This window comes from Kitasatospora sp. NPDC038210 (genome assembly GCF_055600605.1).
Map to the genome: position 1 here is coordinate 294,707 of NZ_JBVJYK010000009.1, position 17,083 is coordinate 311,789.

The 17,083-nt window shown below is 72.8% G+C and carries 15 protein-coding genes and 2 pseudogenes; 11 read left to right on the forward strand and 6 right to left on the reverse strand.

Annotation, left to right across the window (positions count from 1 at the left end; genetic code table 11):
- The first annotated feature begins 23 nt into the window (after positions 1 to 23).
- Complete coding sequence (locus ACZ7KX_RS20725; protein WP_470327695.1) at positions 24 to 2,258, forward strand: pyridoxal-phosphate dependent enzyme; 2,235 nt, start codon at positions 24 to 26, stop codon at positions 2,256 to 2,258.
- 46 nt (positions 2,259 to 2,304) lie between these two features.
- On the opposite strand, the gene ACZ7KX_RS20730 is transcribed toward ACZ7KX_RS20725, so the two are convergent.
- The 4 genes from ACZ7KX_RS20730 to ACZ7KX_RS20745 all read right to left on the reverse strand — a co-directional run bounded on the left by ACZ7KX_RS20730 (position 2,305) and on the right by ACZ7KX_RS20745 (position 4,308).
- Positions 2,305 to 3,096, reverse strand: coding sequence for a thioesterase II family protein (locus ACZ7KX_RS20730; protein ID WP_470327696.1), 792 nt, complete (start codon positions 3,094 to 3,096; stop codon positions 2,305 to 2,307).
- Complete coding sequence (locus tag ACZ7KX_RS20735) at positions 3,096 to 3,740, reverse strand: response regulator transcription factor (RefSeq protein ID WP_350522706.1); 645 nt, start codon at positions 3,738 to 3,740, stop codon at positions 3,096 to 3,098. Before ACZ7KX_RS20735 ends, ACZ7KX_RS20730 begins: the two co-directional genes overlap by 1 nt.
- Before the next feature lie 149 nt (positions 3,741 to 3,889).
- Positions 3,890 to 4,102 carry a response regulator transcription factor gene (locus ACZ7KX_RS20740; RefSeq protein WP_350522705.1) on the reverse strand — a complete coding sequence of 71 codons (213 nt, stop codon included), beginning with the start codon at positions 4,100 to 4,102 and terminating at the stop codon, positions 3,890 to 3,892.
- Positions 4,103 to 4,107: 5 nt separating this feature from the next.
- Complete coding sequence (locus ACZ7KX_RS20745) at positions 4,108 to 4,308, reverse strand: hypothetical protein (protein ID WP_470327697.1); 201 nt, start codon at positions 4,306 to 4,308, stop codon at positions 4,108 to 4,110.
- A 273-nt stretch (positions 4,309 to 4,581) separates the two neighbouring features.
- Between ACZ7KX_RS20745 and ACZ7KX_RS20750 the strand changes: the two genes are divergently transcribed.
- The 4 genes from ACZ7KX_RS20750 (at position 4,582) to ACZ7KX_RS20765 (ending at position 9,872) form a co-directional block, all read left to right on the forward strand.
- The gene (locus ACZ7KX_RS20750; RefSeq protein ID WP_470327698.1) at positions 4,582 to 5,481 is read left to right on the forward strand and encodes a helix-turn-helix transcriptional regulator; all 900 of its coding nucleotides are present in this window, start codon (positions 4,582 to 4,584) and stop codon (positions 5,479 to 5,481) included.
- Positions 5,482 to 5,569: 88 nt separating this feature from the next.
- The gene (locus ACZ7KX_RS20755; protein WP_470327699.1) at positions 5,570 to 5,998 is read left to right on the forward strand and encodes a hypothetical protein; all 429 of its coding nucleotides are present in this window, start codon (positions 5,570 to 5,572) and stop codon (positions 5,996 to 5,998) included.
- A gap of 253 nt (positions 5,999 to 6,251) precedes the next feature.
- Positions 6,252 to 6,962: a rhomboid-like protein gene (locus ACZ7KX_RS20760; RefSeq protein WP_470327700.1), complete on the forward strand. Its 711-nt coding sequence runs from the start codon at positions 6,252 to 6,254 to the stop codon at positions 6,960 to 6,962.
- 189 nt (positions 6,963 to 7,151) lie between these two features.
- Positions 7,152 to 9,872 carry a ligand-binding sensor domain-containing protein gene (locus ACZ7KX_RS20765; RefSeq protein ID WP_470327701.1) on the forward strand — a complete coding sequence of 907 codons (2,721 nt, stop codon included), beginning with the start codon at positions 7,152 to 7,154 and terminating at the stop codon, positions 9,870 to 9,872.
- A gap of 236 nt (positions 9,873 to 10,108) precedes the next feature.
- Here ACZ7KX_RS20765 and ACZ7KX_RS20770 read toward each other — a convergent pair whose 3' ends face one another.
- Entirely contained in the window at positions 10,109 to 10,489 is a 381-nt protein-coding gene (locus ACZ7KX_RS20770; RefSeq protein ID WP_470327702.1) for a VOC family protein, read from the reverse strand.
- Between the two features lie 411 nt (positions 10,490 to 10,900).
- On the opposite strand from ACZ7KX_RS20770, the pseudogene ACZ7KX_RS20775 reads away from it, so the two are divergent.
- The 4 genes and pseudogenes from ACZ7KX_RS20775 to ACZ7KX_RS20790 all read left to right on the forward strand — a co-directional run.
- Positions 10,901 to 11,574: pseudogene (locus tag ACZ7KX_RS20775) on the forward strand (DUF6745 domain-containing protein); the annotation flags it as partial.
- Between the two features lie 123 nt (positions 11,575 to 11,697).
- Positions 11,698 to 12,465 (forward strand): annotated as a pseudogene (locus ACZ7KX_RS20780) (MerR family transcriptional regulator); the annotation flags it as partial.
- A 167-nt stretch (positions 12,466 to 12,632) separates the two neighbouring features.
- Positions 12,633 to 13,850: a glycosyltransferase gene (locus tag ACZ7KX_RS20785; RefSeq protein WP_470327703.1), complete on the forward strand. Its 1,218-nt coding sequence runs from the start codon at positions 12,633 to 12,635 to the stop codon at positions 13,848 to 13,850.
- Between the two features lie 212 nt (positions 13,851 to 14,062).
- Positions 14,063 to 14,425, forward strand: coding sequence for a DUF5958 family protein (locus ACZ7KX_RS20790; protein ID WP_470327704.1), 363 nt, complete (start codon positions 14,063 to 14,065; stop codon positions 14,423 to 14,425).
- On the opposite strand, the gene ACZ7KX_RS20795 is transcribed toward ACZ7KX_RS20790, so the two are convergent.
- A complete protein-coding gene (locus ACZ7KX_RS20795; protein WP_470327705.1) occupies positions 14,406 to 15,179 on the reverse strand; it encodes a class I SAM-dependent methyltransferase in 774 nt (257 codons plus the stop codon). The genes ACZ7KX_RS20790 and ACZ7KX_RS20795 overlap by 20 nt on opposite strands.
- A gap of 80 nt (positions 15,180 to 15,259) precedes the next feature.
- Between ACZ7KX_RS20795 and ACZ7KX_RS20800 the strand changes: the two genes are divergently transcribed.
- Together ACZ7KX_RS20800 and ACZ7KX_RS20805 are read left to right on the forward strand one after the other, a co-directional pair.
- Positions 15,260 to 15,790 carry a hypothetical protein gene (locus ACZ7KX_RS20800; RefSeq protein WP_470327706.1) on the forward strand — a complete coding sequence of 177 codons (531 nt, stop codon included), beginning with the start codon at positions 15,260 to 15,262 and terminating at the stop codon, positions 15,788 to 15,790.
- 7 nt (positions 15,791 to 15,797) lie between these two features.
- On the forward strand, positions 15,798 to 16,568 hold the full coding sequence (locus ACZ7KX_RS20805; RefSeq protein ID WP_470327707.1) for a class I SAM-dependent methyltransferase: 771 nt from the start codon (positions 15,798 to 15,800) through the stop codon (positions 16,566 to 16,568).
- Positions 16,569 to 17,083 lie beyond the last annotated feature (515 nt).

Here is a 17,083-nt window from a genome sequence, read left to right on the forward strand (position 1 = left end):
ACACCTCCCAAGGACGTGCACACATGCGGCAGGAATCGGTCATCGACGGCATCGGCCACACCCCGGCGGTGCGGCTGCGGGTGGACGCCCCCGAGGGCGTCGAGGTCTTCGCCAAACTGGAGATGCAGAACCTCTTCGCGATGAAGGACCGGGTGGCCCGGCAGGTGATCCTCGAAGCCCGGCGCACCGGCGCGCTCGCCGAGGGCGGGCCGATCGTGGAGAGCTCCTCGGGCACGATGGCGCTCGGTGTGGCCCTGGTCGGCACCTACCTCGGCCACCCCGTGCACATCGTCACGGACCCGCGCATCGACCCCGTCACCCTGGCCAAGCTGCGCACGCTGGGCTGCGAGGTCCACGTCGTGTCGGCGATGACCGGTCAGGGCTGGCAGAGCGCCCGGCTGGAGCGGCTGGCCGAGCTGATGGCCGGTCTGCCCGGCGCGTTCTGGCCGCAGCAGTACAGCAACCCGCAGAACCCGGCGGCGTACCGCGGCCTGGCCGACGAACTGGTCGCCGACCTGGGCCCGGTGGACGTCGTGGTCGGGGCGGTGGGCAGCGGCGGCTCGCTCTGCGGGACGTCCAGGGCGCTGCTGGAGCGCCTGCCGGACGTCTCGGTGGTGGGCGTGGACTGCGTGGGCAGCGTGCTCTTCGGCCAGCCGGACCGCCCGACCCGCAGGCAGAGCGGACTCGGCAACAGCCTCGTCCCGGAGAACATCGACTACCGGCTCCTCGACGAGGTGCACTGGCTGTCCGACGACGAGGCCTTCGACGCCACCCGCCGGCTCGCCCGGGAGCAGAAGATCTTCGGCGGGAACACCTCCGGCTCGGTCTACCGGATCCTCACCCACCTCGCGGCCCGCGCCGAGCCGGGCACCCGGCTGGTCGGGATCATGCCGGACCGCGGGGACCGGTACGTGGACACCGTCTACGCCGACGGCACCGAGCTCGGCACCGTCGCCACCGTCCCGGAGGAGGTGGAGTACGGCGCCACCGTCTCCAGCTGGTCGTTCGCCCGGATACCCCGCCGGGACCGGAAGCTGCTGCTGTTCGTCGAGTCCAACACCACCGGCACCGGGATGATCGCGCTGCGGACGGCCGTCCGGCTGGCCCTGGAGCCGGTGCTGTTCACCAAGGACGCGGCCCGCTACCCGGAACTGCCCGGCACCGGCTGCCGGGTCGTGGTCTGCGACACCGACGACGAGGCCGCGCTGACCGGGGCCGTCGCCGCGGTGAGCGCCGGACGCCGGGTGGCGGGCGTCACGACGACCAGCGAGTTCTACCTGGAGCACACCGCGCGGGCGGCCGCAGCCCTGGGCACGCCGGGCAACCCGGTGGAGGCGATGACCCGCTGCCGCAACAAGGCGCTGACCCGCACGGCGCTGCACGAGGCCGGGGTGACCCAGCCCGGCTTCGCGATCGTCACGGACCCGGACCGGGTCGCGGCCGCCGTCGCCGCGGTGGGGCTGCCCTGCGTGGTCAAGCCGGTCGGGGAGTCCGGCTCGCAGTCCGTGCTGTGGTGCGAGGACGCCGCGACCGCCGTCACGCACGCCGTCGACCTGCTCGCCGTCACCCACAACGTGCGCGGCCAGCGGACCCCGGGCGCGGTGCTGGTCGAACAGTACGTGGACGGGCCCGAGTTCAGCGCCGAGATGTTCGGCGTGGACGGCGAGGCCCGGTGCATCGGCGTCACCCAGCGCACCGTCAGCCCGCTGCCGCACTTCGTCGAGACCGGTCACCTCTTCCCCGCCGACATCGACGACGCGCTGGCCGAGCGGATCGCCGACACGGCCCGGCAGGCGCTGAAGGCCGTCGGATTCGAACGCGGCCCGGCGCACGTCGAGCTCAGGCTGACCGCCGACGGCCCGGCCGTCATCGAGATCAACGGACGGCTGGCCGGCGGCATGATCCCGGAACTGATCCGCCCGGCCACCGGGATCGACCTGCTGGAGCAGCAGATCCGCGCCGCCGCGGGCCTGCCGCTGAACCTGTCGGCCGACCACGCACGCCGGGCCGGCCTGCGGTTCCTGACCGCGCCGCGGCCGGGCCGGCTGACCGGCGTGGACGGGGTCCGGCAGGCCGAGCGGGTGCCGGGCGTGGAGCGCGTCCTGGTGAGCGGGACGCCGGGGCGCGAGGTCCGCCCGCCGCGGAGCGCCTACGACCGGCTGGGCCACGTCATCGCCGTCGGGTCGTCGCCGCGGGACGTCGGACGGGCGTTGGCCGAGGCGACCGGACTGATCGAGGTCGGCGTCGAGGAGGGGTGACGGGCGGCCCGGGAGGTGTGACGGGCCGGCGGAATGCGGCGGTTCGTCACACCTCGCTCGGGGCCGGACGGTCGCCGGGGCGGTCGTGGAGGTCGGCGGCGACCCGGGCGAGCACGGCGTTCCTCTCCTCCCGCAGGAAGAAGTGGTCCCCGGGATGGACCTGGAGCGCGAAGGACGCCGAGGTGTGGTCGGCCCAGCCCGTGGTCAGCTCCGCCGGGACGATCCGGTCGTCCCGGCCGGCGAACGCCGTGATGGGGCAGGAGACCCGGCTCCGCGGCGACGCGTGCCACTGTTCCAGCAGGGTCAGGTCGGCCCGGATCACCGGCAGCATGATCTCCATCAGTTCGGCGTTGGCGAGGATCTCGGGAGGCGTGCCGCCCATCGCGGACAGCTCCGCCGTGAGCGCGGCGTCCGGCAGGCCGTGCAGCGGCTTCGGCTCGGGGGCCGAGGCCGGCAGGGCCCCGGACACGAACAGCCGGGCCGGCGGCGTCGCCCCGGGCCGCCGCTCCAGTTCCTCGGCCACCGCGTACGCGATCTTCGCGCCCATGCTGTGGCCGAGGATCGCGAAGGGCCCGCTCTCCTGCCGGAGGACCTCCTCGCACAGCGCGTCCACCATGGCGGCCATGCCGCTCACCAGGGGATCGCGCAACCTGGTCCCGTGGCCCGGCAGTTCGACCGGGACGACCTCGACCGCGAGGTGCCGGGCCGCCTCCGTCCACGGGCGGAAGAAGTGCGCCGCCCCGCCGGCGAAGGGGAGGCAGTAGACGCGGGGCAGGCCCGTCGTCCCCTCGGTCCACGGCAGCCAACGGGCACCGTGGTCCTGGTTCTGTCGCAGCATCAGATGACACCGTTCTGGTGGGCGAACACGGCGGCCTGCAGGCGGTCCCTGAGGCCGAGCTTCCTGAGCAGCTGGGAGACGTGGAACTTGACCGTCGACTGCACGATGCAGAGCCGCTTGGAGATCTCGGCGTTGGACATCCCGTTCGCCAGGAGCGCCAGGATCTCGCGTTCGCGGAAGGTGAGGAGGTTGAGACCGAGCGCGGGGAACAACGCGGGCTGTTTGTCGCGGACCCAGCCCAGGAGCAGGGCCGCGATGTCGGGCGAGAGGAAGGAGTGGCCGGTGGCCATGGCTCTGATCGCCTGGGGGAAGTCCTCCACCAGGGTGTTCCGGGTGACGATCCCGGTCGCTCCCGCCAGGATGGACTCCAGGACGGCGTCGTCCTCGGCCGGTGCCATCAGCAGCGTGCGGGGGGCCTCCCGGCTCGGCCCCAGGAGTTCGCGGACGAGATCGATCCCCGTCATGTCCGCGAGTTCGAAGTCGGCCACGACGACGGCGGGGTTCAGCTCCCGGGCCAGCGCGCTGGCGGTGCTCCCGTCCGCGGTCTCGCCGACCACCCGGATGTCCGGCTCGGCCACGAGGGCCGAGGAGAGTCCGCTGCGCATCAGCGGCTGGCCCGCACAAATCAGGATCGGTATTTCCATCGGTCTGTGACATCCCCCTTCTCCGGAGTGGTCCTCCCAGCACGCCCGGTACCCGCCGGTCCTGGCGTCGCCGCAGGGCGGGTCGCCGGCCGGCCGGACCTGTCCGACCCCCGTCGGGAGTGCTGAGCGGATTCGGACTGGATCGGCGATCAGCCCCTGTTGGGCCCGGCGGGCCCGACGGCGTCGACCCCGAGGGCGATGGCCAGCAACTGGGTGCGGCTGCTGGCCCCGCTCTTGGCCCGCATGTTGCGGATGTGGGTCTCGACGGTGTGGTGGCTCAGGTGCAGCAGGTGGGCGATCACCCGGGAGGTGCGGCCCTGTGCGAGGTGAACGAGGATCTCCCTCTCCCGCGTTGTGAACAAAGGGCTCAGCCTCCCCAGGAGGTGTCGTTGCAGCGGGTACTGGCCGGGCAGATGACGGTGGCGGACGGGGCGGGCCCGGTGCGGTGGGTGGCAGCGGTCGCACCGGCGCGGTGGGCGTGCCCCGGGACGGCGGCCGAGGCGGTCGGCGTCAGCCAGGCGGCGGCCGCGCCGAGCAGCGCCACGGTGGTGAGGATGGTGCGCTTCATGGGGATCTCCCGGGGTCGTTTGCATTCGCCCCATGGGGTGACGGGGCCATGGCTCCACTCTGGCGGGCACCGAAGATCGTCGACATGCTTGGAACCGTTCATCAACTTGCCTGGCAGCAAAGGGGTGTGGGGGTAAATATGGACAATTGCGATCGCGATGTGACAGAGCGTCGGGAGGGTCGGAGCGAAGCAGGCCCGGGGCGCGAACCCGACCTCTCCGTCTACGCATGGTTCGCGGAGAACCGGTACACCGGCGCCCACGATGCTGCGGTCGTGGCCCGGGCGACCGGACTGTCCCCGTCCGACGTGTCGGCGGCGGTCGGTCGGCTGCTCGACGCGGGACTGCTGGCGCCGGCCGGCGCCCGGCAGGAAGGCCTGCGGGTGGTGTCCCCCGACTCGGCCTTCTTCCGGTGCGCCGCGCCTGTCGAGGCGGAGATCCGCCGGCGCCAGGACGACATCGCCCGGATGCGCAGCCGGTTCGACGAGTTCGCCCCGCTCTTCCCGGACAGCCGGGAGTCCGGCGCGGGCATCGAGGTGATCCCCACCCTGGCGGAGGTGCGCTTCCTGCTCAACCGGCTGGGCGAACAGTGCACCACCGAGGTGGTCTCCTGCCAGCCCGGCGGCGGTGCCCGGCTTCCCGAGGCGATGTCCGAGGCACTGGTGCGCGACCGGGCGATGCTGGAGCGCGGCGTGCGCATCCGCACCCTCTACCACCACACCGCCCGCTTCAACGGCCCCAGCCAGGCCTACGTCGCCGCCGCCTCCGACCTGGGCGCCGAGTACCGCACCACGCACGAACTGGCCGGTCGGCTCATCATCATGGACCGCGAGACCGCCTTCCTCCCGGCGGCGGGCCCGGAGCTGGGAGCGGCGGTCGTCCGCGACCCGTCGACCGTTGCCTACCTCTACGAGATGTTCGAACTCACCTGGGGCCAGGCCACCCCGTTCCAGGAGTCGACCGGACGCGAGATGGAGGCCGTCGCCCGGGAACTGCACTCCACGATCCTGCGCCTGCTCGCCGACGGGCTGAAGGACGAGGCGATCGCCCGTCGGCTGGGCATGTCGCTGCGCACCGCGCGCCGTCACATCGCCGAGATCCTGGAGCAGCTCGGTGCGGACAGCCGCTTCCAGGCGGGCGTCGCCGCCAGTCGGGCGGGCCTGCTGGATACCTGAAAATCGTGATGCCGCGCGACACGCCGATGCACCATTCTTGACACTCCGACATCACTGTGGTGGACGGCACCGTCGAAGGAGACGACACGTGAACTGGGAACGTCTGAGCGAGCGCCCCGGGACGGATCCCTACCTCCAGGAGCTGGCGCTCTTCCTGGACGCCCACTTCGCCCGCACCTTCGGCCTGCTCTGGCCCGAGAACGACCCCGTCGTCCCCCGAGGTGCCGGCGGACCTCCGGACGCGGCACTGGCCGGGTACGTCGCGGCCGGCCTCACGAGCCTCCTGGGCTGGAAGGTCGAGCACGCCACCGGCGCGCGACCACCCTCCGGCCACGTCCTGGTGATCCAGTCCGCCGGATCGAGCCGCTGGACGCTCCGGTCGCCGGGCGCCCCCGCCGCCGAAGTCCCCACTCTGAGCGGCGAGGCCCTGTACGTCCCGCCCGGCTACCGCTCCAGCGCCGTGCACAGCGACGACGCGAGGCACGTCTTCCTCGTGGTCACCGATCCGGGGGAGTAGCCGCCGGCGCCGGTTGCCGTGCCGCTGGCTGCCCTGCCGCCGGACGACGGGGCCGGGCAGGACCGGGTCCGTCCGGGCCCCGGTCCGTGAGGTTTCCCGGTCCGCTAGGGCTCCCGGCTCGTGGGACGCCCGGTCAGGGAGGCAGCGGGGAGGCGGCGGATCACCCGGACGGGCCGCCGCGGCGGCGGGTGGCGGCGGGGCGGGGGGAGGGTGAGGGGAGGACGGTGCGGGGAGGAGTGCCGAGGAGGCGTCGATGGCCGGCAGTACCGCCAGGAGCTCCGAGGCGCACCGGCGGCCCTGGTGGGCGCGCGCCGCCCACGCGGTGTGGGCCTACGTCCGGCGCGCGCCGGGCACCTACATCTGGCTGGCGATCCTGCTCGTCACCACGCAGGTGATCCGGCACGTCGACCCGATGACCGCCGACCGCATCCTGCAGCGGCGCTCGACCAACCTGCACCACCTGCAGGTCTCGCCGGTCCGGGTCCTGGTGACCAGTGCGCTGTGGATCGCGGGCGGCGGGTGGCTGTCCTACTTCCTGCTCTACAACCTCTTCCACGTGCCGGCCGAGCGCTGGCTCGGCACGCTGCGCTGGATCTCGGTGGCGGGGATCGCGCACGTCGGCGCGACCTACCTCAGCGAGGGCGTGCTCGGCTGGGCGATCCACCGCGGGCTCGCCCCGCCGAGGGCCGTCTACACCCTCGACTACGGCGTCAGCTACGCCCTCGCCGGCGTGGTCGCGGTGCTCACCTACCTGATCGTGCGGCCCTGGCGGTACCTGTACGCGGTCGGCGTGCTGCTCGTCTACGGCCTGGGCGTCCAGCAGAACCGGGACTACACCAGCATCGGCCACCTCAGCGCGGCGCTGATCGGATTCGCCTGCTACCCGCTGACCCGGGACCGCCCCGGCACCTTCGACCCGGTCGCCTTCGTGCGCGCGTCCTGGCGACGGGTGCGCGGGCACTGATCGGAAGACCCCCGCGTCGGCATGACGGCCAGTCAGTATTCGGTGAATGCCAACTGTCTGAAACCGTAAGAGCATTACCGTCTTCTTACCGTGCGCCCCTTCCCCCGGACGGATCGGCCGACCAGGCTGTCCCCCTGTTTCCGCCGAGTCGCGCGACCGCGCGACCGGCCGCAGGGGAGGACCGCAACCGTGCCCACCAGGCAACGACGACGGCTGCTGCTGAGCGCCGTCACGCTCACCGCGATCGGACTGACCACCACCCAGGCGCTCGCCGCGCCGCCCGCCCCCACGGACTCGCAGCCGTGGCAGGTCCGGCACCAGGCGGACATCGGCAAGCAGCACGCCCGCAAGGTGCGGAACGCCGCCGGCGCGACGACCGCAGCCCTGGCGGCCCCGGGCCTCAGCCCGCGGGCCGAGACGGAGGCCGGGGACGGCGGTGACGAGGCGGAGAACTCCGCCGAGGGCACCGCACAGTACACCGAGGCCCGCACCGCCCCGGGTGTGGTCGCGCCCGGCGCCTACGGTGCGGCCTGGGCCCAACTGCAGTCCATGCCGCGCACCGGCGGCACTTGGGACCACGTCACCGATAAGCCGTACAACTCCGACGACCCGCGCTACCGCGACGTCAACTCCAACTCCAGCGGCGGAACCGGTCTGGTCACGGGCCGGATCACCGGCCTCGCGGCCGACAAGGACGGATACGTCTACGCGGGCGGAGCCAACGGCGGGGTGTTCCGCTCCCGCACCGGCGGCGGTCACTGGGAGCCGATCGCCGACAAGCTGCCCACCCTGTCCACCGGGACCCTGAACCTCGACGAGGGCGGCCGGCTCTGGTACGCCACGGGCGAGTCCAACACCGGCGCGACCTCGTACGTCGGCACCGGTGTGTACGTGCTGGGCGATCCCAAGCACGGCGAGTTCCAGCCCGGCATGCGGGTGGGCGGCGCCGAGCTGGAGTCGACCATCATCCACGCGCTGCGCTTCGGCGGCGGCAAGGTGTGGGCGGCCACCAGCCGGGGCGTGTGGAGCCACTCGGCCACCACGCTGTCGGGCCCGTGGACGCTGGAGTTCGCGCCCAACCCGGAGTACCTGCCGGGAGGCGCCGAGGCCGGGGACCCGGCCGCGCCGTACAAGAACATCGCCAACGACATTGCGATCGACCCCAAGGACCCGTCCAAGGTGGTCCTGGCGGTGGGCTGGCGCGGCGGCGACACCTACAACGGCTTCTACAGCAAGGCCGCCGACGGCAGTTGGCAGCGTGCGGCCTCGCTCGGGGACCTGCCGACCGACGCCGCGAACGTCGGCAACGTGACCTTCGCGCGCTCGGCGGACGGCTCGCGCTACTACGCGATCGACCAGTCCCCGGCCCTCACGGCGAGCGACCCGGACACCGGTCTCAAGGGCATCTACGTCTCCAAGTCCGGTTCGCCGTACGGACCGTGGACCCAGATCGCGGACAAGGACAAGCTGAAGAACTCCGGCTCCGCGCTGCAGGACGAGGGCTACCAGCCCGGCATCCAGGCCTGGTACAACCAGTCCCTCCAGGTCGACCCGGCGAACCCGGACCACGTCTACGCCGGTCTTGAGGAGGTCTTCGAGACCACCGACGGCGGCGCCGAATGGGCCACCGTCGGGCCGTACTGGAACAACGGATTCCCCTGCTGGAGCATCGACCCGGCGAAGCAGACCGGCGACTGCTCGCCGACCACCCACTCTGACCAGCACGCCGTCGCCTTCGGCGGCTACCAGGGCAAGGCAACCGTGTTCGTCGGCAACGACGGTGGCATCTACCGGCGTCCGGCCGCGGGGCAGTTGGACGCCTACGGCCACGCCAAGGACTGGACGCCGCTCAACGACGGCACCATCGACACCCTGCAGTACTACTCGGTCGGCGTCGGCAAGGACCCGGCGGACCGTTCGGGCAAGGGCGTGATCGTCACCGGCGGCCTGCAGGACAACGGCCAGTCGATCCTGCGCGCTCACGACAAGGTGATGGGATCCAACTTCGGCGGCGACGGCGCCGACACCCTCGTCGACCCGAACAACGGCTGCAACATGGCCGAGGAGTACGTCTACCTCGACATGTGGGTCACCCAGAACTGCGCGGTGAACGACGGCAGCTGGACGAAGGACCCGAGCAAGGCCACCTCCTACGAGGTCGCCCCGCCCGACAAGGACGCCGGCGCCGCGCGCTTCATCGCGCCGATCACCAGCGACCCGAAGGACGGCAACACCTGGATCGCCGGCGGCCAGCACGTCTGGGTGCAGCACAAGGGCTACGCGATCCGCAGCGGCAGCGAGTGGACCTCGGCCTACGACCTCGGTGCCGGGCACGTCGCCAGCGCCGTCGCGACCGTCGACGGCACGGTGTACGCGGGCTGGTGCGGCCCCTGCAACAACGTCGGCTTCAGCCGCGGCATCGCGGTGGGCAAGACCGACGGCACCGGCTGGCACCAGCTCGCCCTGCCCGTCGACGGCACCCTGCCCAACCGCTACATCTCCTCCTTCGCCGTGGACGAGAACGACGCCCGGCACGTCCTCGTCGCTTTCAACGGCTTCTCGCGCACCTGGACCGAGGGCCCCGGCGCGGGCATCGGTCACCTCTTCGAGACCCGCGACGGCGGCACCACCTGGACCGACGTGTCCGCCAACCTGCCCGACGTCCCGGCCACCTCGGTGAAGATCCTGCCGAACGGCGGCCTGGCCCTCGGCACCGACCTCGCCGCGTTCTACCGCGCCCCCGGCACCACCGACTGGCGCGTCCTCGGCCGCAACCTGCCCACCACCTCGGTGCAGCAGCTGAAGATCGGCCCGGACGGCAAGCTCTACGCCGCCACCTTCGGCCGTGGCATCTGGTCCTTCGACCTGAGCCGCCTCGGCCACGGCCGCTACGACGAGACGGACGACTGATCGGTTGACCCGGTGACCGGTTGACGGGCCCGCCTTCGCCCGGGTCCCCGTCGCCGCCTCGGTCGCTGCCCGGTCCGCTCCGCACGAGTGGGCCGGGCAGCGCCGTCACCGCGTGGGGAGTCGCCGTTGTCGCGGGTGCGGGAGGCGCGGGAGGCGCGGGAGGCGCGGGAGGCACGACGGACCGGTGGGCGGACCCTCGCGGAACCGTCCACCGGCCGGGTGGGTGGTGGGACGGCCTACGGCCCGACGCGCTGAGCCACGCAGAGGATGTTGCCCTCGCTGTCCTTGAACCAGGCGGCGCGCATGCCCTCGCCCTCGGCGACGCCGTTGACGGTCTTCAGGCCGGGGAAGTCGTACTCCTCGAAGGTGATGCCGCGGTCGCGGAGGCCGGCCATCTCGCCGTCGAGGTCGGCGACCTTGAAGCTGGCGAGCGTGTGGGCCGCCTGCCCACCACTCGGCGTGTGGTAGACGGTGAACTGGGTACCGCCGGAGTCGCAGGCGAACTCCTCCTCACTCTCATCGGTGAGCTTGAGGCCGAGGGTGTCGGTGTAGAAGGCCTTGGCGCGGGCGAGATCGGCGGCGGGGATGACTGCTTGCAGCGGTGCGTCTCCAAGCATGGTGTATCGCCTCCTCCCTGCTATCAGGCTAGGGAATCCGGAGCCGGGCCGCCCGGTGGGCGAGGAGGCGCTGCAGGGGGTAGGCGCGGGGTCGCCGGGAGTCATCGGCGCGGGGTGAGCGTGCGGGCGGCCGGCGGGCGTCGATCATGTCGCGGCGTAGAAGGCACACGATTCAGTTGTCAAGGAGCGGTGCGCAGGCCGAGACCGAGCCGGGCTGCCTCCGGGCGCGGGGCCCGGCACGGCTTCCGGTCGTATGCCGCTGATCATGTCGGGCCTCCTTCCTGAACATGCTGGTCGTGTGCGGTTGTTCGTACGCTTTCACGCAGCGTGGTCGGTTCGCAACCGATTTATGACCTGCGCCGCGGCCACTCGTGCGGCACGCGCTCCAGGAGGCCCGAAGCCGACCGCGCGGCGGACGTCGCCGTGGCGACCGAGGCCCGGGCCCGCCGCACCACCGTCCGGCTCGCGCTGCTGGACGCCGTCCGCGGCCACCACGACGCGCCGTGGTTCGCGGCCTTCGAGGCCGCCAGGCCGAATGCCGCCGCTGCCGTCGCGCCGCTCGCCGAGTCGGCCCGCGAGGCCGGCTGGTGGTGGCCCTACCGCGAGGTGGCCCTGCTCAGCGAGCGGCCGACCGAACTGCACCGCGACGAGGCCGGACGGCTCGACCGGGCGGACGGGCCCGCGCTGGAGTACGCCGACGGCTTCGCCCTGCACGCCCGGAGCGGCATGCCCGTCCCCGCGGAGTTCCTGGCGGTGCCGGCCGAGGTGAGCGTCGAGCGGATCCGCACCGAGGAGAACGCCGAGCTGCGCCGCGTCCTGCCGGGGCACTACGGCTACGACCGCTACCTGGCCGACTCCGGTGCCGAGCCCGTCCACCGTGACGAGACCGGCGTGCTCTGGCGGATCGTCCTGCCCGACGACGAACCGGTCGTGATGGTCGAGGTGGTCAACTCCACCCCGAGCCGGACGGCACCCACCGCACCTACTGGCTCCGCGTTCCCCCGAGCACCCGCACCGCCCGCGCCGGCGTCGCCTGGACCTTCGGCACACCCGAGACCGCCTACCACCCGCAGCGCGAGACCTGACCGGGCCCGCTTCCCGGCCCCGGAGCGGGCCGCCGAGCTGCGCGTGTTGACCCTCACCCCACGTCAGGCCGCACAGTGGGGCCGCAGCGAACGCACGGATGCACGGACGGTACGGGAGGACGCATGAGCTGGTCGGTGGGACAGGTCTCCGGATTCGCCGGGGTCACCATTCGGACCCTGCACTACTACGACCGCTCCGGGCTGCTGTCGCCCAGCGAACGAAGCCCGGCCGGCTACCGGCTCTACAACGGCGCGGACCTCGCCAGGCTGCAGCAGATCCTCTTCTACCGGGAACTCGGCTTCCCGCTCGACGAGATCGGCGACATCCTGGCGGACCCGCAGGCCAACGCCCTGGACCACCTGCTGGCGCGGCGGCAGGCCCTCACCGAGCAGATCACCCGGCTGCAGAAACTGGTCGACGTCGCCGAGCGGGCCATCGAGGTCCGGCGCACCGGGGTCGAACTCGGCCCGGAGGAACGCTTCGAGGTCTTCGGCGACGTCGTCTTCGACCTCAGCTACGCCGCCGACGCCCACCTCAAGTGGGGCGAGCGGGAGAGCCACCGGGAAGCCCTGGCCCGCGCCGCCACCCACTCGAAGGAGGACTGGCGGCAACTGATGACGGAGGCCGCCGAGTGGCGCAGCCGGCTGCTGGCCGCCTTCGACGACGGTCTGCCGGCCGACCACGGGGCGGTGCTGGACCTCGCCGAGGAACACCGGCGGCACATCACCCGGTGGTTCACGCCCTGCCCGCCCGAGATGCACTGCCGGATCGCCGACGACTACGAGGCGGACGCCCGCGCATTCGCACTCGTGGTACCGGCGACCGAGCAACGCCCGGGACTGGCGGGCTACCTCCGCACGGCCATCGGCCGCAACGCCGAACGGCACAGCGCGAACGCCCCCGCGACGGCGAACTCGGTGAACGAGCCCGGGACGGCGAACTCGGTGAACGAGCCCGGGACGGCGAACTCGGTGAACGAGCCCGGGACGGCGAGTTCGCCGAGCGCCCCCGTGGCGGCGAACGACCTCGCGACCGCGACCGACCCGGAGGGGGCGCGATGAGGATCCTCGTGATGGCGGCCGGCTCGCACGGTGATGTCGCGCCGTACACCGGACTCGGGGCGCACCTGCGCGGCGAGGGGCACCACGTCGCGCTCGCCGCGCCGGAGACCTTCCGCGAGTCGGCGGTCGACAGCGGCCTGGACTTCCGCCCGCTCCCGGTCGACCCGCGCGGCGCGCCCGCCGGTCCCCGGGGCGGCCGCTCCGAACTGCTCGCGCGAGCGGCCGCGTTCATCGACCGGCTCGGTGACGGGCTCGCCGACGCGGCTGCGCCCGGTGCCGACCTGCTGCTGCTCAGCACCACCACCGCACCGCTGGGCTGGCACCTCGCCGAGGCGATGGACGTACCGAGCCTCGGCGTCTACCTCCAACCCACGCTGCCGACGCGGGAGTTCCCGCCGGTCGTCGGCGGAGGCCGGTCGCTGGGCGGGTGGGGCAACCGTGCCGCGGGCGCGCTCGGCCAGCGGGTCGTCGACCGCCTGCACACCGGGGCCGCACGTCGGCTGCGGGAGCGGCTGGGCCTCCCGGCGGTCTCCCAGCGCGCCCGGCGGCGGGCCGTGGAACGGGTGAACTGGCCGGTGCTGCACGGGTTCAGTCCCACCCTCGTGCCCCGCCCGGCCGACTGGCGGAAGGGGTTGCAGGTGGTCGGCAACTGGTGGCCGCACGTCGCCGCGGACTACCGGCTCCCGCCCGAGGTCGAGGACTTCCTCCGGGCCGGTCCACCGCCGGTGTTCATCGGCTTCGGCAGCATGGCGGCCGGGCAGGGCCAGCGGCTGGGCGCGCTCGCGGTGGACGCGCTGCGGCGGGCGGGAGTCCGGGGGGTCCTGCAGGCGGGCTGGGCCGGAACCGCCGCGGAGGGGGACGACGTGCTGAGCGTCGGTGAGATGCCGCACGCCCACCTCTTCCCCCGCATGGCCGCCGTCGTGCACCACGCCGGAGCCGGTACCGCAGCCGCGGCCCTCCGCGCCGGGGTCCCGAGCGTTCCCGTCCCGGTGATGGCGGACCAGCCGTTCTGGGCCGAGCGGCTCGTCCGGGTCGGCGCTGCCTGCGCGCCGGTCCGGTTCGCCGATCTGACGGCCGACGGGCTGGCGGAGGCCGTACGCCGGGCCGTCGAGGACCGGTCCCTGCGCACCCGGGCCGAGGCGGCGGCTCGCGCGATGGCCCGGGAGGACGGTTCTGCGCGGGTCGGGGAGGTGGTGGCGACGATGAGGTCGTAGCGGAGCGAGCCGCGGCGGCGCCGAGGGACGGGGCGGGGGGAGCCAACGGAACGGTGAGCGTCGGACCCGGGCGGTGACGGCGGGCAGGGGAGGGACACGGATCCGGACAGCTGGTCGGAGGACGGCCGTCGGTTCCGGGAGAGTCGCGCGCACCGAGCGCAGGAGGGCGGATGTATGAGCGGGCAGTGATCCTCAACTGACTGGCATAGGGCTTGCGGCCGGCGGACGGGATCCGCTGGTTCGAGGGGCTGGCGGACGAGGACCAGCGCCGCACGCTGCGGGAGCCCGACCGCTTCTGCCGGCAGGCCCGTGCCACCACGGGCGACGCGTTGGAAGCCGTCCGGCTGGCCGGGCTCGGGCCGACGTACACGCCGTGCGTCCTGCGCCACGGGGAGCGGGCACGACTGGCGCCACCCGGTGGCTCGACCTCCCGGCGGGGCGCGATCCGCGGTGTGAGCCGGCAGCGGCGTTGCCCGGCACGGATGCCGGTCGACGCTCAGGGCCTCCGGGCTGCGATCAGGCCTCTGGGCGACGCTCAGAGTCTCCGGGCGACGCTCAGGGCCTCCGGGCGATGAGGACGGGCTGGAAGAACCCGGTGTCGGCGGGCTCCTTCCAGGTGGCCCCGGTGAAGCCGGCCTCCGTGGCGAAGCCGCTCGACTGCGTCCGGGTGAGGGCCCAGTAGGTGGAGCGGTGGACGTCGACCCGCCACTGCGCGGTGTCGTCGCGCAGCAGCTGGAACAGCTCCAGGTCGTACCTCTCGCCGTCCTCGTGCCACTTCCAGAGCTGGAAGACGACGGACCTCCGCCCCTCCCGCTCGGCGGTCTGCGGCGGAGTGGAGGACGGGCGGCTGCGGCGCAGTTCGTCGTACGGTCGGGTGGTGAGCAGGAGCAGGCCGCCCGGACGCAGAACACGGCGCATCTCGCCGAGCGCCGCCAGGACGTCCTCGGGGGTGAGCAGGTGGGGCAGCGCGTTGTCGGCGCAGACGACGACGTCGAAGCGACCGTCCGGGAAGGGGAGTTGCCGCATGTCGGCGGCCGCGGTGGGAAGGTCGAGCCCGCGCCGGGCGGCCTCGGCGGCAGCACGCCCGGCGGCCACCGGGCTGAGGTCCGTGCCGGTGGCCCGGTGCCCGAGCCCGGCGAGCCCGATCGCCTGGGTGCCGATGCCGCAGGCGCAGTCCAGCACCTCGGCCACGCGGTCGCCGAGGCGGTCCCGGATCAGGGTGTCCAGCGCGGCGCCCTGGCGGGCCACGGAAGCGTCCCAGTCGGCGTAGAGGAGGTCGTAGTCGGCCGCGAAGGCGTCGTAGAAACGCCCGATGGGAGAGCTGGTCATGCCACCATCGTTGCGGAGGAAAGCCGGTGCGGGACACCGGTTTTCGGCGACGTCACGGCCGGGGTGAGAAGGGGGACCGGATGGATCCGGGGCAGCAGCGGACGACCGCGCAGCGAGCCGGGCTGCAAGCCGAACCGGAAGCCGGGCTACGAGCCGAATCAGCACCCGAGCCGGAACCCCAGCCGGAAGCCGCGCTGGGAGCGTGTTTCGCAGCGGCCCCGGAGGAGCAGCCGGTCGAACTGCCCGAGGGGTCCTGGTGGGACTGGGACGTCTTCTCCTGGCGCCCGGGTGAGCTGCGCCTGGCCGCCGGGTACGACTTGTCCTACCACCACGGCCTGGAACTGGTCTTCGCCGATCCGCTGTACGTCCGGTGCCCGGCGGACTTCCACGACCCGGTGTTCCGCGTACCCACGCCCGAGGAGCGGCAGGCGGTCGAGCGGCAGTGCGGCGAGCCACCGGGAGTGCTGGTGGCCTTCGAGGCGGAGGGCGGGGGCTCGGAGCCGGTGACCGGGCTGATCGCCGCCGGCACCCTGCAGATGCGGGTCGAGCTGGTACTTCGGCACGCGCCCGGCGCGGAATCCGGTGGCCTTGCGGGGCGCACGCCGGGATGATGCGTGCATGCGCACCTTCGAAGAGCTGATCGCCGAGGCCGAGGCCGTGTCCGTGGACGGCTGGGACTTCTCCTGGCTGGACGGCCGGGCCACCGAGGAACGCCCCTCGTGGGGCTACCAGCGGCTGCTGTCCGAGCGGCTGGGCTCGGTGACGGCTGCGCTGGACGTCCAGACCGGTGGCGGCGAGGTGCTGGCCGGTGCCCTGCGGCTCGCCGAGCCGAAGGGTTGGCTCCCGCCCGTCCTCGCCGCGACCGAGTCCTGGCCACCGAACGTCGCTCGCGCCGCGCGACTCCTGCACCCGCTGGGCGCGGTGGTGGTCGCGGACCAGGACGAGCCTCCGCTGCCCTTCGCCGACGAGGCCTTCGACCTGGTCACCAGCCGCCACCCGGTGCGGGCCTGGTGGACGGAGATCGCCCGGGTGCTGCGGCCCGGCGGCAGCTACTTCGCCCAGCACGTGGGCCCGGCGTCCGTCTTCGAACTGGTCGAGTACTTCCTCGGGCCGCAGCCCGAGGCGCGCGAGGGCCGCCGCCCCGAGGTCGAGAGCGAGGAGGCCCGTGCCGCCGGGCTGGACGTGGTCGACCTGCGCTCCGAGCGGCTGCGGACGGAGTTCCGCGACATCGGTGCGGTGGTGTACTTCCTGCGCAAGGTGATCTGGATGGTCCCGGGCTTCACCGTCGACGACTATCGGGACCGGCTGCGCGAGCTTGACCAGCAGATTCGCGCCGAGGGCCCGTTCGTGGCGCACTCGGCGCGCTTCCTGATCGAGGCACGCAAGTAGATCGACTCATCCGGTGTCAGCATTGTATAGATATGCCGGAGTTGAGGGAAGTCTGGAAGATCCGGCCGGCCGTCCGTGCCAGGGTGAGCGCCGTGCTATCCGAGAGACGGCTCGAAAGCGCTCTGAACTGGAGAGATGTCCTACGCAGCCCCGCGTCCAGAACCCTCCGAAAGGTGCTGGGTGGTCAGCTGCAGCCAAAACGATCGGATTCATGGGCCTCTCGCTGAGGGCCTTCCCGGGTGGGCACGCTGAGCGGCTTCGAGTCTCATGTCTGTGCATGTCGGACAGGGTCTGCTCGTACCTATGCTGACCTTTTGCTGACCTTATCTGATGGATCGTCAGGTGAGCGTTGTGGCTGCAAGGGGCAGCCCGTCCAGAAGACCGGCCGTCCGGTGACAGAGCCTGCGGCGAGCGGCGGAGGCCGACGCGGAGTGTTCGGGCGCGATGCTGTCGAAGACCGGGCCGTCGCCGACAAGGCAGGCGACCCGAAGGCCGGCAGACCGGCGACCCGGGCC